Genomic DNA, 15,213 nt, shown 5'->3' with positions numbered 1-15,213 from the left:
GAACTGCTACGCCTGATGCGGTCAGCGCGGCGCGGCGCGCCGCTCGGGCCGGTCCTCCAGGGCGTCGCGGTCCCACCGCGCGTTCTGGGCGGCGGCCTCGTAACTGCTCTGCAGGAACTCCAGCAGCGCCTGGTCGGGGTCGGGGGATGTGCGTACGGCTTCGTAGGGAAGCAGGAACTCGCCGACATCCGCGTTGTATGCGGCAGCCGTGGGCCGCACCGGGTGCTGGGCGTAGCCCGCGGGCTCCGGGTAGGCGTAGGAGTAGAAGGTGCCCTCGGCCGATCCGCCGGGCCAGAAGCCGCAGCTGGACAGCTCGTGCGAGTACGCCTCGACCATGATCCAGTCGGCAAGATGCGGCGCGCCGCCCGGGTGCGGCGGGGCGGGCCGTCCGGAGAATCGGGTGACCGCGAGGTCCATGGACCCCCAGAAGAAGTGCACCGGGCTGACCTTCCCGATGAACCTGGACCGGAACTCGGCAAGCACCCGCTGCGCAGAAGTGAGCTGCCCCCAAAAGCGGCGGACGTGGTCCGGCCGGTACGAGGCGTGCCCGGTGTCATCCGGAAACGGGATGGCGGACTCGACCTCGACGGGCATCGGCCGAATCGCCACCTCGATGCCGAGCGCATCCAGGGCAGCCAAGGTCTCGTCATAGAAGACGGCGACGGACTTGGCCTCCAGAGCGATCCTTCGTTCCCCTCCGTCGCTGGCCCGCACATGCAGGTGGTGGTCGCAGAAGTCGAACTCCATCTCGAAGGTGCCCTCGCCATACGGAATGGCCGAGGTCGTCAACCCCCGCGTCGACACATACAGCGGCACCTGCCACCAGTGGTTGACCATCGGCGCCTGCGCCAACCGGACCTTGCCCACGATCTGGGCCCACATATGCAAGGTGTCCCGCGTCTCGGCCCACTCCTCCAAGGGCGCCCTCGGCCAGTCCTCGATACCGGACAATCGAAGCTGCTGGCTGCGGGGCATAACTGCGGGCCCTCCGTCTCCTCGCTAGTGCTGCCCCCTTGTGGCCGCCAGCGGCGGCCACACGCGGGACCAGGCGACAACACCAGCCCGGAACATGCATCATCGTCAGAATTGTCCGCCGCGAGCCCGGGCCACGCCACTCGCCGCGAAGAGCGCAGTCCACCTCGGCCCTGGATAGCTCCAAGATCCGAGACGGGCGCTCCACGTGAGCAATATGCAGCGACACGAACAATCAACTGCGCCAGTCATCACCCTCACCGCACGACACGCAGCGGACCGTGGCTCGCCGATGTGGCCTCGGAGGCAGCCTGTTCGGCGGCATCGGTGTCCGTGAGGCGCGCCGTGCCCCCGTCCGGACCCGGCAGCCACAACCGAGCAGTGCGGGGGGCGCCGCCGGCCGCTCCGCGGCCGGACGCCGTCACCTCCACCTGCCGGGCACACAGCAGCCCGTGCCCGGCCCCTACGCCCACCCACCGCGACCGGGTCACCGCCAGGCGCACATCGGCGCCCTCCCACTCCCCGGCGGTCAGCAAGACCGTGCCGGTGCGACGCAGTACCGCACCAACACGTTGTGCCGTGCGCCCGGTGGCTGGACCGCATCCGCCGAGCAGCAGCACCGGAACCACTTCAGCGAGCGTGGCCACCACCTCCGGCCAGTGCCTCCCGGGGTGGTCAACGAACATGCCCACGCCCACATCCAGGCCCATGGACTGCGCGGCCAGCACGCCCAGCTGCGGCAGGCCTACCACGGCCCAAGGTCCGGCCTCGGCCGCGGCCCATCCCGCCAGCGCCAGCAGCAGCGGCATGTCCCCGCCCGCACTGACGGTGGTGCCAGCTCGCAGGCAGCCACCCGGCAGCAGCGAACCGAGCTCAGCTGTGACGCCGAACCCGGAAGGCTCCTGCTGCAGCGACGACCCCTCGATGACTCCTACCGTGCCCACACAACAAAGAATCGAACACAGGAACTATTCAATGCAAGGCGACGCACCCGCGTTCATTGGCTCTCACGCAGGCTGAACACCCTGGTGACAGGCTCAACTCGGCGCCCTTGCAAGGGAGTCAGGCGATCAGACTCGAGAGGAGAAAACGCCGCCACCATGGGAGCGCTGTCCGGCGCCACGGCATGTTGACCGGACCGTGTGTGGCCGTGGCCACGATCCGGCAGGATGGCCCGATGCGCGGGGCCTGGATCTGACCGACGAGCAGCGCGCCGAGTCCGCCCGCCTCCGCAAAGAGAAAGCGAGGCATCTCTCGCCGTCCGCGCGGCTCTCTTCGCGAGCGAACTCCCTGAAGAGCACGACTACTACATCGCCTCCCAGGCCCTGAAAGACACGGCCCGCCCCGAGCCCGCCCCGAGGTAATCTCCGGCCCCGCGTGCGCGATGTGCTCCGGGGCCGACTGCCCGATGTGTACTGCATCATCGCGCCCATGACGACAACGCACGTACACAACGCGTCCCCGGCACCCGCTCAGGCGGCCCGGCATCGTCCGTGAGCCGGAATCCGCCTCGGGACGCGCCGTGTGGTCAGCAGAAGCAGAGGCCGACTCCGCACCCGGCGAACACGCCTGAAGAACGCCGGTTCCAGAAGGAGACCCGGAAACTGCGTTCGATGCTGCTGGGACATCCACGACGAGGTGCACGCGGACGCCCCGGCCCGTTCCACTCTCGCGAGCTCCCCGCGCCCGCGGGGCTGGTCCAGGGTCGGCCTGCGGGTTGGCTAGGGGCTGTTCGTGCTCCCCGCACGACGACCTCGTGCGCCGCGATTTCACCGCCGTTGGCCCCGAACCTGCTGTGGCTCGCCGATATCACCGAACACCGCACAGCAGAGGGGAAGTTGTATCTGTGCGGTCAAGGATGCCTTCAGCAGGAGAATCGTCGGCTACTCCATCGATGAGCGCATGAGATCCCATCTCGCAGTCGTCGCCACCGACGCCGACGACAAACCTCGCTCGGACGCCTGACCCCCATCGAATACGAAGCCGTCATGACCAAACCAGCACTTCACGCCGCGTGACCCAACCTGTCACCCAAACCTGCAGCAGACCCGCCCGCGTTGACCGTGGTTTACGGCCTCTTCAAGTGCACATCTGGTGCGGTAGTCGTGCGGAGCCCAGGACAGCTGCTGCCGCAGCGCCCCCCCCGTACGACCATCGCTGCGCTGAATCGCAACTCCCCAGGTCCCGTGCTGAGATGGCCAAGTGTCGTCCGTCGCAGTCCTCATGCATCGCCGCGCATGAAAGATCGCATGTCGGGAGATAAGTCCTCCGCCGTTTGCGCATGCTCAGAGATCGAGAGCGATCGTGTAGAGCCTGGTGGAATTCTTCTTTGCGGGGGTCGTGTCGTCGGAGACCAGGTAGAGCAACTGCCGTCGCTTGTGGTCCCCCATTTTCAACTTCGCCCCGAGCGCCATGCCTTCGACGTTGAGCGCCAGGGGATTCGGCCCCTTCTTCGGTGTCGGGGCTCCCTTATCGGGACAGCGGTGGAGGCTGAACATCCAGTTCCTCTTCCCGAACCCGCCGGCCGGCTTCCCAGCAGGGGCCCGTCCCGAGGCGTTGCCGCTGTTGCGTGTGCCGTCCAGGGGGAGACGGTGGACGCGCACCTGGTACCCCTTGTCTTTGCTGTAGCCGCGTTCGAGGGCGAGTAGGTCTCCGCTGTCGGTCGTCGTGAGGTCCGTGAGCTTGGTGCCGGTGCTGGTGTGGTAGTAGAAGTCCCCCTCCACGCTGTACCGGCCTCCCGGGCTGCCCTTGTACACTAGGAAACGCACCCGCGGCCTGTTGTCGCCGGCGCCGTCCCGCGTCGAACCCTTCGTAGCGACATAGAGGGACGTGCCGTCCTTGCTCAGGGCCATGGATTCGAACCCGTGCTCCTCTCCGCTGCCGTCATCGGCGCGGGAGCCCTTCGGCACCTCGAAAGTGTCCAGCCGACGGCCGCTCTCCCGGTCGAAGCGGCTCACCGACGCCCCTTGCTCGGAGGCGACCAGAACGGTCTTCCCACCCTCTTCCAGTACCAGCGCCTCAGGATCGAGCTGCTCGGAGCCGGAGGATTCGTCCTTGTCGAGCCGGAGAGCAGTGCTGTCGACGAGCCGTGTCTCCCCCGGCACCTCGGGAGGGTCCAGCGACAGCTCGTAGAGTCTCGCCGCCTCCTTCCCCTTCGTCCTGTCCGAGACGGCCAGTGCTCGCGAGGACCCGTTCATCGCGAGGGACGACAGTCCGGACACCTGTTTATCCAGCCGGTCGGAGAAGCCGAGAAGAGAGGCGTGCTGAGAACAGGCGCCCGGGTCGGTACGGTCGAGCCACCGGTGCGCGAGGGGCGCCGCGACAGCCAACGCCAAAACCACGGCGGCAGCGGCGCTCAAGCGCCTCGAAGGGCGCCACCGAGGGGGAGGATCTGGTGAACTGCCCCCGGCACCCTGTCGGTTGTGTACGAAGGGCAGATTGCCGATACGGCCCCGGTCCTGCACCTGCGGTTCGGGCTTGCCACTGGCTTTCAGCGCGCCCCGCACGCGCTCGTAGACCGTGTCCAGGGTCAGGAATGCCTGACCATCGGGCACACCTTCGCCGAGGACGCGGAGGAGTTCACCGGTGAAGGCCGTGCACTCCTCGTCCTTCGGAGAGAGGGCCTGGACGTTCTCGGCCGCGGAGGTCAGCAGGTAGGTGCCGTTGACTCCGGCAGCTGCGGGCAAAGCCGAGGTGGCGGGCGCCATGCCCTCGAGCGCGCGTCCGCTGTAGCAGCAGTCGAGGATCATGATCCGGCGCTGCGCCCTGCTGTTCTCGAGGATCGCCTGGCGCAGCCAGTCGTAGGGCACGGCGGTGTGTCGCCGAGCGGTCTGCGAATCGGGCAGGGTGAGGAAGAGTTCTCCGCGGTGGTCGACGAACCCGTGACCCGCGTAGTACACGATCAGGGTGTCAGGGGCCTCGCATGCCGCGCGGATGACGGGGTCGACCATGGCGGCCGAGGTCGGCGGGTCGGCCACCACATGGCACCGCTCGGCGGGCAGTCCCAAGACGGCGGGATCTGCCAGGGCTTTCGTCAGTCCGGCGCGGTTGCCGGCGACGGCGGGCAGCCGCGGCAGGTCCGTGTACTCACCGACTCCGACGACGACTGCTGCGGATCGCCGAGGGTCGGGGAAGCGGGTCACCGGACGCCCACGCCCCCGTCGCCGTCTGCTTCGCCTTCCGCCGCTCCATCGTCCGCTCCCTCCTCGCGCTGTCCCTGACGGGCGTCCGGGTTCGTGCCCGGCGCGGTGCGGAGACGCTCCAGGGCCTCGACCACAGCGCCGGCGTCGTGCAGGTCCGTCGTTTCCAGCCGGATCTCGGTGTCATGGTGGATGATCGTCACTGCCGAGCGCGGCTCGCACGCCTTGCGCCACGAAGCGATCCCGACCGCGAGAGACGCCAGTTGAAAAGACGAGTCGAGGACCAACTGCACCGAGTCGAAGACGGCACTCATCTCGCCGGGAACTCCGTCGGCCGGAACGAGCGACACCTCCGAACAGGTGCGCAAATCGCGTTCCGTGCGTAGCCAGTCATACAACTGCCCGAGGTTCTCGACTTGTTGAGCGTCGGACAGCCTCAACGTCAGATCCATCTTTCGTTACCCCCTGTGCCTCACACACTGACTCTCGTCGGGTTCAGCCGCAACTCCGGGGATCAGGAGCGTCGGAAGAGTGGCCGAAAGGCATCGCCACAGAGGCATAGAGACTTCGGAGGGCAGTCGGCGCCCGGGTCCCCATCACAGAGAGGAAGCCGCAGGCGCCCCGGGGTATTCGAAGGCAGGGACGCCAGGGAACGCTGGTGGTCCGCCTGGTGGTTGGGGTCGCTGTTGTACAGCAACTCACCGGACCCTCCGCTTTTCAGGCGCGTCCATGGGTTGGGACAGCCATGATCTCTCGCAGGAACGACCAACGTTGACACGTCGTGACGTACCGCTGCCTGCCTACCCTGGCGTCCGTTGGCGTTGCCGTCAGACTGCCGTCAGTGTGGCGGGGGTTGACCTCCTGAGTATCCACTCGCTCAGAGCCGCCTCGCCGGCCTTGGTGAACGTCATTCGCTTGCCGCTGCTAAGGCTTGTCCCGTAAATGATCTTCGATGTGGTCAGGGTGCGGTCGAACGTTGAGGGGGCCTGCCATCTATCCGGCGAGGTTGAGGTTGTGAAGACGGGCGATGCCGAGCATCGCGTGATGGACGCCGTCGCCCTTGAGGCGGCAATCCCGCAGGGTCTTCCAGCACTTCATGCGGGCGAAGACGTGCTCGACGCGCGCCCGGACCTGCTTGTGGGAGGTGTTGTGCGCCCGTTGCCAGTCGGTCAGTTCTTCACCTGCTCGGCGGCGGTGCGGCATCACCAGGCCGGTGCCCGGATAGCCGCCGTCCGCGATGGTCATCGTCCTGCCGACGGCGCCCTTCGCGCCGGATTCCTCCCATGCCCTGCAGTCGTTACGGTTTCCGGGCAGCGGCCGGCCGACGACCACGACGAGTCGGGTGACCGCATCAATGACGACCTGGTGATTCGTGGAGTAGCGGTAGTTCTTCGACTGCTCGGCCAGGGCATGGTCGCGAGTGGGCACCAGGATGCCGTCCACGATCAGCACGGTGGCTTTCGCGAACCGCTGCCGCGGCCGGAGCGCGAGCTTCGGTCCGACATGGTCGAGGATCCGATCAGCAGAGAACTTCGAGACGCCGAACAGCGGGGCGAGTTGGCGCAGCGTCAGGTTGGTGCGCCAGTACGCTGCGATCAGCAGTACCCGGTTCTCCAACGGCAGGCTCCACGGCCGCCCGCGCCGCGGCTCGTCGGGGACCTCACGCCGCACCACGGTCATCAACTTGCCGAAGCCGCGCGGGCTCAGCCCGGTGAACGGGGCTATCCAGGACGACTCCGACGCGGTGATCACACCAGCCATATCTAGATCATCTCACCCGTGAACTGGCGTTATGGGGCAAGCCTTAGGGCAGCGTCCTGGAGCGCGTCCAAGCCGCGCGCGATGGCGATCTGTGTCCTACTGCCGGGCCGGACACAGGCCAGGAGCCGACGGACGGGGGCCGTCGGGCCTGCCAAGGGTACGCGACGGAGGGGCAGGCCCTGAGGGAGCGGGGCCTGCCGGGGGACGAGACATATTCCGTGGCCGTGGGCGACAAGGGCGGCCACAGCAGTCCAGTCGATCGCGCTGTGTGTGACTCGCGGTGTGAACCCCGCGGCGGCTGCGGCATGCAGGAGGACCGGGTGTTGGTCCCTGGGGTCCCCGGCATGGATCCAGGTCTCCTGAGCAGTGTCCGACAGACGCACGGTTTCACGGCCGGCCAGTGCGTGGTGGTCGGGTACGAGCAGGTCCTGGGGTTCTTCGATCAGCACGTCGTGTTCGACGAGGCCACTTCCCGTGGAGGACACGTCGAAGGTAGCGATCACTACGGCGATGTCCACTCGGTGGGAGAGCAGCAGGCTGATGCGGTCCTCGTCGGGGTGCTCGTCGAGTCGGCAGGCCATGCCCGGGAACTGCTCGCAGAGTCTCTGTGCCGCGGGGGCGATCACCGTGGCCAGCGCGCTGGCGACGCCGGTGATCCGCAGAACGCCGGCGGCCCCCTCACGGTGGGAGTCCAGGACGCCGTTGGCCCGTTCCCATTCTGCGTTCATAACCTCCACGTGCTCGACCAGGGCGAGCGCGGCGGGTGTCAGCCGGACCCTTCGGCCCACGGGTTCCAGGAGTTTCAGGCCGAGTTCGCCGGACAGCTGACGCAACTGCTGCGAGACCGTGGGTGGAGAGAGGTGCAGGACAGCCGCCGTGGCGGTGACAGTTCCTTCTGCACGCAGAACGCGCAACGCCTGCAGCCGAGGATCGATCATGTGGTTTCTCCGAACGGAACGGTGCGGAACTTCCCAATGGACGCCATCAGGACGCCCGGACCAGGATGAAGATCCGAACCTTGGACGGCCACCTCTCACACAGGGGCCTGCCCGAATCCTGCTTTCCCCGCTGTTCTTTCAGCGCCCCCTGGAGGCTTGTTGTGTTCGATTCAGCCGTCGCGGGAGCGCTGGCCGGTTATGGCCTGGCGATCCCGGTGGGAGCCGTGGCCGTACTGATGATCAATCTGACGGCCCGGACCTCCTTCCGGGTCGGAGCCGCGGCAGCGATCGGAGCGACGACGGCAGATGCGCTCTACGCGGTGATCGCTGTTGAGGGAGGAGCGGCAGTGGCCACGGTGATCCAGCCGTTCTCCGAGCCTTTGCGGTGGATCGCCTTCCTCGTCCTGACCATGATGGCCGCGCGGATCGCCGTTGCCGGGCTTCGAGGGCAGAAGGGTGGAGCGGTCCAGGCGCCGACAGAGGAGGCGGCCATCAGTCCACGGCGGTCGTTCACTACGTTCCTGGCGCTCACTGCACTCAACCCGTGGCCTGCCCTCTACTTCGTCGCGCTCGTCCTCGGACACCAGGGGCTCCGGAACGCATCAGGAGCGGAGGCTGTGGTCTACATCGTTGCGGTCGTCGCCGCGTCCGCGAGCTGGCAGTTGCTGCTGGCCGGCGGAGGCGCTGTCTTCGGCCGCTTCATCACCGGCCCTCGCGGCAGAAAGGCAACCGCCGTGGTGTCCAGCGCCCTGATCTTTGGGCTCGGCGCCCACATGGCACTGGGATGACTCGGCACGGTGTCCGCCTGAGGCGCGGTTGCCGCCTGGGCAGAGCCATCAGTTTCCCGGCACACCGGGCCAACCCACGTATGGTCAACCGTCATGTGCTCAGTCCTGCCACGGACGACCTCGAGCTACCGTGGGACAGCTGCGATGACGGCCAGTACGACGGCGAGACCTGGCCACCGGATGCCCTGCTCGATCTCGCGTCCCCTTACGCAGGTCATTCCGACTGCCCCACGTTCCTGGGGAGGAGACGGTTTACGGGACAGCCCTTAGTCGCGATAGATGTCACCGGGTTACGGCTGCGAGCAGGGATTCCCGGAGAACTGTTCGCGACACTTGTCACCGTTCGGTCGAGATAGTTGTCATCAACCTCGCTTGTTCGCGGCATCTGTCATCGTTCTTCATCTCATCCGCGTTTCCTTGGGAGGTCTGTGCCACCTGTCCTGTCGCAGCGCATCCGTCAACGAGGAACTTCGACCTGCGGAGTCGCCATGTCGTCTGAGAATGCCGATGGATCGGGTTCTCAGACGACATGGCATTTGAGGCAATCGCGCTTGGGTCGCAAAGCGGCAGCTCAGCGAACCGGTGTCGTCTGGGCCAGGGCGATGCGCCAGTCGCCGCCTTGGCGGGTCAAGACATAGGTCATGGCACCGACCGAGGGCAGCTCGGACGAACCCTCCACTTCGGACCGTTCGTCGTGGACGGTCTTGGTGACGCTGACGATGGCGACGTCAGGGGTGGTGAACCGGATGTCGTCGACTTCCAGCGAGGTCCGGACGTCCTTGAGCGGCGAAGAGAGCGCCTCGGCCATGGCCGAAGCGAAGGCCTCACGCCCGAAGATGCGCCGACCAGCCAAGTTGACGATCACCAAGTTTTCGGTGTGCAGCGCAGGCAGCACGTCCGGGTCGGTCTGCGCCTCCTGAGAACGCGCAACCAACTCGCGAATCCCCTGCTCGTCGGCGTCCTTGGCGGGAAGAGTAGAACTCGTGGTGTCCATTGGGGAAACCTAGGACTTCAACTTATGTTTAAGTCAACCTCTGACAGGTGCCAGGTGTCCTCCCGGCGGCGACTCGGGTCGTCGCCAGGAGCGCGCGGCCGCAGTGACAGTTACGGCGACCAGGGGACATCTATCGCGACCAGTCACATCTGATCGTGTAGAGGCGAGGAAGGTCCTCGGGCAGTGGCAATTCGGGTACACGTTCGAGAGTAGCTAGTGCCACACATCCGGCCCACCCCGGCGCCATTCGATTAGTTCGGGGTCGTCGAACCGCAGGTTGTCGGTGTCCAGGCCGAGCCGGCGCAGGAACTCGGCGAGATCCTGCAGGCCGTGAGCGAGACCGAGGATGCGTCCGTTCGCGGTGACGCGGCGCCCGCCGGACGGGGACGGCGGATGCACGACGATCGGCGCAGGCATGGGACCAGCGTGCGGACTTGCTGGCGCGCCCGCATCCTGACTCCGTGATGAATCCAGAGGGTGCAGCTCGCCGCCTCCTTGGCCTGCTGCGCCAAGTCACGGGGTCGACGAAAGGCGCTTGTCAATCCACGCTGTGCCGACCTCGGTGGGCCATGTGTGGGCCAAGGCCATGCGTTGTGGGTCTATGGGAGCACTCCATCGCAGGTGAGGCCACACTCCGGCCCTTGAAGTCCGACGCTCTTGAAAACCGTCGTGAGGTGATCCCTCACCGTGGGGTCGAATCCCACCGCCTCCGCGCGCTGAGCAGTGAAAGCGGCCCCCGGCCAGGCAAGTTGGTCGGGGGCCGTTGTCGTGGGTGCTGCCCGGTGGTGGCCGTGGTTTCCCGTAGTTCCCCGTCTCTTCCGGCACGCGGATGGCACGGTGGAGCCCACCTGGGGCTCGCGCTGTCACCGTTGGTCGCCCCCGCACTGCCCAGAGACGCCGCTGTCATTGAACGGGGGGTCACTTTTCGGGGCTGGGCCAGTCCAGGCAGAGCACTGTGGCGTCATCTCGGGGATTGCTGTCGCTGGCCTGCATCACGGATTGCGTGAGGGCGCGCGCCGCTTCGCGCGGGTGCAGCGTGCCGGTCTCTCTGATCAGGCGATGCAGCACTTGCTCATGGCCGTGCGGTTCGAGCATGCCGTCGGTCAGCAGGAAGAGACGATCCCCGGGGCGCAGGTCGAGGCTCTGGGCGTGGTACTCAGCGTTGGCGGAGACACCGAATGGCAGGTCGACGACCGGGATGACTTCGTCGACGTGGCCATTCCGCAGCAGCAGGGGCCAGACGTGGCCGGCATTGATGAACAGGGCGCGCCCGGTGTCGAATTCGACCCACAGCAGTTGTCCGGTGACCATGGCCTGGGCACCGTGCTTGGCCAGCGCAGTGGTCACCTGAGCCGTCTGGTCGAGAACCGCGCGGTGCTCGTGCACGGCGTGATTGAACACGGCAGCGTTGGCGGCTTCTGCCTGGGCGACGAGACGGAGACCGGCGCGGCGGGCGTTGCGCACAGCAGCCAGGACCACGGTGGCCAACTGCGCGGCCCGGACATTGTGGCCCATGGCGTCGGTCAAGGTCATGTTGAGGCCGTGGCCGTTGAGGATGTAGTCGAAGGTGTCCCCGCCGACATCGGCTGCAGGCTCCAAGGACCCGGCGATGATGAAGGGCCCGGCCTCGCAGGTGTAGGACTCGGGCAGCAGACGGTGCTGGATCTCCGCCGCCAGGGACATCCGGGTCGTCCGTCTGCCCCACTCGTACAAGTCGGTGAAGCGTCGGTTGACGACCACGGCATACGCCAGCACGCGCGTCGCCTCAGTGATCCGTTCCAGCGTGTCCCGGTCGGGCGGAGTGGGAAGGGTCAGCTCCAGGAGCCCGATCGCGTCCCCACGGTCAGTCACCGGCGCGACCACCTTCGTATCACCGCGGCCGGCCTCGGCATCCCCGAGCCCCTCCGTGCTTACCCACGTCTGCTGGGATCGGATCACCTGTTCGTAGACCGTGCCGGGCAGGGCAATCGGCTCGGGAGCGATACTCCCGCCCTGCTCCGTCGATCCCGTCAACCGGACCACGGCGTCGCCCGCGAAGTCCGTGATGAGGAAGGTGACCTCTTCGGCAGAGAGCTGCTCCCGCAGCACCCTCGCCAGCACCGCGACCGACTTCACCGGTTGGGCCTCCTGCACAGCAGCGAGCAGGTCACTCACCCAACCCATGCTCAACGACACGCGCTGCGCCTTTCCCATAGATGGCAAAGCTCCGCCCTGGGAAGGATGTGGCGATCTTGGCTCGGCCGCCAACGGAGACGGTCTGTCGGGGTGAGTCGAGGTCGGTGGAGCCGGCCGACCCCACCCCGCACCCCTCTTTCATATTCCCGCCCTCTTCTTCCTGCGCCTTGGGGTTCGGCGGGTGGCTGCTCCGGGCCTGGGATGGGATTCGGTGTGCGTCAGTGGTGTTTCGATCCTGGCTGGTTGTCGGCGGGCTGCTCACGGGGTGTGGGTGGTGCGTTGCCCGTGGGGCGGGGTGTTTCTGCTCTCGTCAGTCCGGCGCGGGCTTTGGTGGATCAAAGCGGGAAACGGACAATCCCGCGGCTGTCTTGCCGCCGTGGGACCGGGGCGGCGCGCCGAAGGCAGGCGCCCGGCCCCGAGCCCCGAGTGGCTCGCACGGCGGGCCCCGGGGTGTGTCCGTAGCGACGGCTGTGAAGCCGATTGATCTGCCACGCGACCGGATGCCCGAAGGGCAAGAGCTTCCCCGCCAACACGGTGCCGACACCGACACGTTGCCCTCTGGGCCCTGGCTGTGCGGCTCTGCCTGAATGCCGCTGAGCGATCCCCCAGCTCAGCGGCACGTGCGGCCCAGACTAGGTTGGCGGCTCACGCTCACGCTTCTGTGTACATGCAGAGAAAGTTTCCCCAACACGCATGGACCGCTGGACCGGTGCTCCTCCACCGTGCTCCCGGCACTGTTGGCCGATGTCGCGGCGGGCCACGAGCGTGACAGGAACTCCACCCGGGAGCAGACTCCAAGCGGAGACGTGGGCACCGTCTTCCGTGCAACGGACGAACCGGAGCGAGTCCCGACCGGACAGTCAACTCCTCGACGGCAGGCGCTGGTTGGAAGCCAGCCAGCTCGTCGTGGACGTAATGACGCAACATCCGTTCCGCATGGAACGGTTCACTGCCGACGCACCCAACTCCATGATCGACCGGGCCGATTCATGTGCCTGCGCGTGCGAGGCGAGGGTCACTGCTGCCTCGGGGTTTTGGCCGTGTTGTCGGGTGGGGCACGGTTCATCCGTGCCAAGTCTGCTCATAAGCAGAGCACTATCGGTCATGCCACTGCAATCCCCTTTAACGTTCACCCAGCCTGCGGACCGTGCGCCGTGCTCGGCGCGCGAAGAGTGCCGCGGTGGAACGCGACACAACGGATCCGTTGAGGAGGCCGAGGGTGGCAGCGCTAACGTGCTCAACATGCGGGGCACTTATCCAGATCGACGGCACATCGCCCTGTCCGTGCGTGCTCATGGCCGCAGCAGAAGTCGATCGGGCCTTTGAGACGTTCCGATACAAGTGGAGTCCCGTCCCGCCCAAGCCCACCGCACCGCCCGCCCCTGCCTCGGACGGCACAGGCGGCTCGCGTCCGGCCCGACGCGGCAAGACCGTTCTCATGGCCATCGCAGCGGCCGCAGCGTTCGGGACAGTGGCGTTCAGCGTGCAATCGTTCAACGACGGTGAAACGAATCACGAGAGCGGCGGCATGCCGTCCCTCTTGATTCCACCCGGCCTGGGCGGCACTGACCCGGGTGATGAGAATGGCGAACGCCCGCCCGGTGGGGACGGCGGTGCTCCCTCGCAGCCTGGCTGGTCGGACCAAGTCGGTGACGATGACGGCGGGTTGCGCCCCAATATGCCTCCCCCCGAGCGGCACCACGATGACCCCTCACCTCCGCCCTCCTCGGGCGATGGTGGGGGTGTTCCGCCGGGTGACGGGGGGGGTGTTCCGCCCGGCGATGGCGGGGGTGTTCCGCCGGGTGACGGTGGTGGTGTTCCGCCGGGTGACGGTGGCGGGGGTGTCCCGCCGGGCGACGGTGGAGGTGTTCCGCCGGGCGACGGCGGAGGCGGCTCGCCGGGCGACGGTGGAGGTGTTCCGCCGGGCGACGGCGGAGGCGGCTCGCCGGGCGATGGCGGGGGTGTTCCGCCGGGCGACGGTGGTGGTGGTGTTCCGCCGGGCGATGGCGGAGGCGGCTCGTCGAGCCGGGGCCACGGATTGGACAGGCTGCTGGGCAGAGTCGGTGGCCTGCTCGACCATGGCGGTGGCAACCACGGCGGTGGTCACCAGGGTGGTGGCGGTCCGCAGAGCGGTGGCAACCACGGCGGTGGTCATCAGGGTGGTGGCGGTCCGCAGGGTGGCGGCAACCACGGCGGTGGCGGCCCGCAGGGTGGTGGCAACCACGGCGGTGGCGGCCCGCAGGGTGGTGGCAACCACGGCGGTGGCGGCCCGCAGGGTGGTGGCAACCACGGCGGTGGCGGCCCGCAGGGTGGTGGCAACCACGGCGGTGGCGGCCCGCAGGGTGGTGGCAACCACGGCGGTGGCGGTCCGCAGGGCGGCGGCCCGCAGGGCGGTGGTCATCAGGGTGGTGGCGGCCCGCAGGGTGGTGGTCATCAGGGTGGTGGCGGTCCGCAGGGCGGCGGCCCGCAGGGTGGCGGCCCCCAAGGCGGTGGAGGCCCCCAGGGCGGTGGTCACCAGGGTGGTGGCGGCCCCCAGGGTGGCGGCAACCACGGCGGTGGCCCCCAGGGCGGTGGCGCCCCCCAGGGTGGTGGCGGTCCGCAGGGTGGTGGTCATCAGGGTGGTGGCGGTCCGCAGGGCGGCGGCCCCCAGGGTGGCGGCGGCCCCCAGGGCGGTGGTCACCAGGGTGGCGGCAACCAGGGTGGCGGCGGTCCGCAGGGCGGTGGCGGCAACCAAGGCGGCGGTGGCGCCCCCCAGGGTGGCGGCAACCAGGGTGGCGGCGGTCCGCAGGGCGGCGCCCCCCAGGGTGGCGGCGGCCAGCAGGGCGGTGGCGGCAACCAAGGCGGCGGTGGCGCCCCCCAGGGTGGCGGTGGCGGAGGCCACCCCTAGGGCCTGTGCGAAAGTCGCCTCGGCTTCAGGAGATCACGGTGCGGCGCGAAGTGACCTGAGCGCGCCGTTGAGTTCGAGTCCCTGCCTGGCCACGGACAGGCGCGGACGAGCAGGCGCTGGAACGGCCCTGGGAACTCGTTGGACCCGCATGGTCTCGAGACCGTCGAGGCAGCGATGCCTCCGTGGGTTCGGCCCCATCGCTTCCGCGCCGATAGCAGGCAACTCGGCCCCCGACCAGGGAAGTTGGCAGGCAACTCGGCCCCCGACCAGGGAAGTTGGTCGGGGGCCGCTGTCGTGCGTGGCCGCCCGGTGGTGACCCTGGTTCCCTTCTCGATCCGGCACGAGACCGGCACGAGACCGGCACGAGACCGGCGCGAGACCGGTACGAGCGAGGTTCTTCCGACGGAGAGAACGAGATCCGTACGTGCCGGCTGCCGGTCCTCGCGGGGACATTCGCCAGGGCTGCGCGATGATGGGGAGGGTCCTTCCGGCCGGCTCGTTCGGATGGACCGTCAAGTTGGTTGCCCCCTTCGTGCCGGGGGAGAGGCTGTCCGAACAA

11 protein-coding genes and 1 pseudogene are annotated in these 15,213 nt (G+C 67.9%); 2 read left to right on the top strand and 10 right to left on the bottom strand.

Annotation, left to right across the window (positions count from 1 at the left end):
• Positions 1-21 precede the first annotated feature (21 nt).
• Positions 22-975, bottom strand: coding sequence for a DUF5996 family protein (locus G4Z16_RS15345; protein WP_197351340.1), 954 nt, complete (start codon positions 973-975; stop codon positions 22-24).
• 254 nt (positions 976-1,229) lie between these two features.
• Entirely contained in the window at positions 1,230-1,916 is a 687-nt protein-coding gene (locus G4Z16_RS15340) for a hypothetical protein (protein WP_197351339.1), read from the bottom strand.
• A gap of 797 nt (positions 1,917-2,713) precedes the next feature.
• Here G4Z16_RS15340 and G4Z16_RS15335 point away from each other — a divergent pair.
• Positions 2,714-2,907: pseudogene (locus tag G4Z16_RS15335) on the top strand (DDE-type integrase/transposase/recombinase); the annotation flags it as partial.
• A gap of 350 nt (positions 2,908-3,257) precedes the next feature.
• Here G4Z16_RS15335 and G4Z16_RS15330 read toward each other — a convergent pair.
• The 4 genes from G4Z16_RS15330 to G4Z16_RS15315 form a co-directional block, all read right to left on the bottom strand.
• A complete protein-coding gene (locus tag G4Z16_RS15330) occupies positions 3,258-5,114 on the bottom strand; it encodes a caspase, EACC1-associated type (protein ID WP_197351338.1) in 1,857 nt (618 codons plus the stop codon).
• Entirely contained in the window at positions 5,111-5,563 is a 453-nt protein-coding gene (locus G4Z16_RS15325) for an effector-associated constant component EACC1 (protein ID WP_197351337.1), read from the bottom strand. Before G4Z16_RS15325 ends, G4Z16_RS15330 begins: the two co-directional genes overlap by 4 nt.
• A 541-nt stretch (positions 5,564-6,104) precedes the next feature.
• Complete coding sequence (locus tag G4Z16_RS15320) at positions 6,105-6,872, bottom strand: transposase family protein (RefSeq protein ID WP_197351336.1); 768 nt, start codon at positions 6,870-6,872, stop codon at positions 6,105-6,107.
• Between the two features lie 29 nt (positions 6,873-6,901).
• On the bottom strand, positions 6,902-7,810 hold the full coding sequence (locus tag G4Z16_RS15315; RefSeq protein ID WP_197351335.1) for a LysR family transcriptional regulator: 909 nt from the start codon (positions 7,808-7,810) through the stop codon (positions 6,902-6,904).
• Positions 7,811-7,971: 161 nt separating this feature from the next.
• Between G4Z16_RS15315 and G4Z16_RS15310 the strand changes: the two genes are divergently transcribed.
• Complete coding sequence (locus tag G4Z16_RS15310; protein ID WP_246530872.1) at positions 7,972-8,598, top strand: LysE family transporter; 627 nt, start codon at positions 7,972-7,974, stop codon at positions 8,596-8,598.
• Positions 8,599-9,169: 571 nt separating this feature from the next.
• Here the strand turns inward: G4Z16_RS15310 and G4Z16_RS15305 are convergent.
• From G4Z16_RS15305 to G4Z16_RS32945, 4 genes are all read right to left on the bottom strand, one after another.
• Positions 9,170-9,592 (bottom strand): SgcJ/EcaC family oxidoreductase, encoded by a 423-nt coding sequence (locus tag G4Z16_RS15305; protein WP_197351333.1) that lies wholly within the window; start codon positions 9,590-9,592, stop codon positions 9,170-9,172.
• A 213-nt stretch (positions 9,593-9,805) separates the two neighbouring features.
• Entirely contained in the window at positions 9,806-10,009 is a 204-nt protein-coding gene (locus G4Z16_RS15300; protein ID WP_197351332.1) for a hypothetical protein, read from the bottom strand.
• Between the two features lie 501 nt (positions 10,010-10,510).
• Complete coding sequence (locus G4Z16_RS15295; RefSeq protein ID WP_246530871.1) at positions 10,511-11,746, bottom strand: PP2C family protein-serine/threonine phosphatase; 1,236 nt, start codon at positions 11,744-11,746, stop codon at positions 10,511-10,513.
• Between the two features lie 1,732 nt (positions 11,747-13,478).
• Entirely contained in the window at positions 13,479-14,648 is a 1,170-nt protein-coding gene (locus G4Z16_RS32945; RefSeq protein ID WP_197351331.1) for a hypothetical protein, read from the bottom strand.
• Positions 14,649-15,213: the final 565 nt, after the last annotated feature.

Source organism: Streptomyces bathyalis, assembly GCF_015910445.1.
GTDB lineage: Bacteria > Actinomycetota > Actinomycetes > Streptomycetales > Streptomycetaceae > Streptomyces > Streptomyces bathyalis.
The sequence above is the reverse complement of the archived record's forward strand: the minus strand, read 5'-3'. Positions and strand labels throughout refer to the sequence as shown.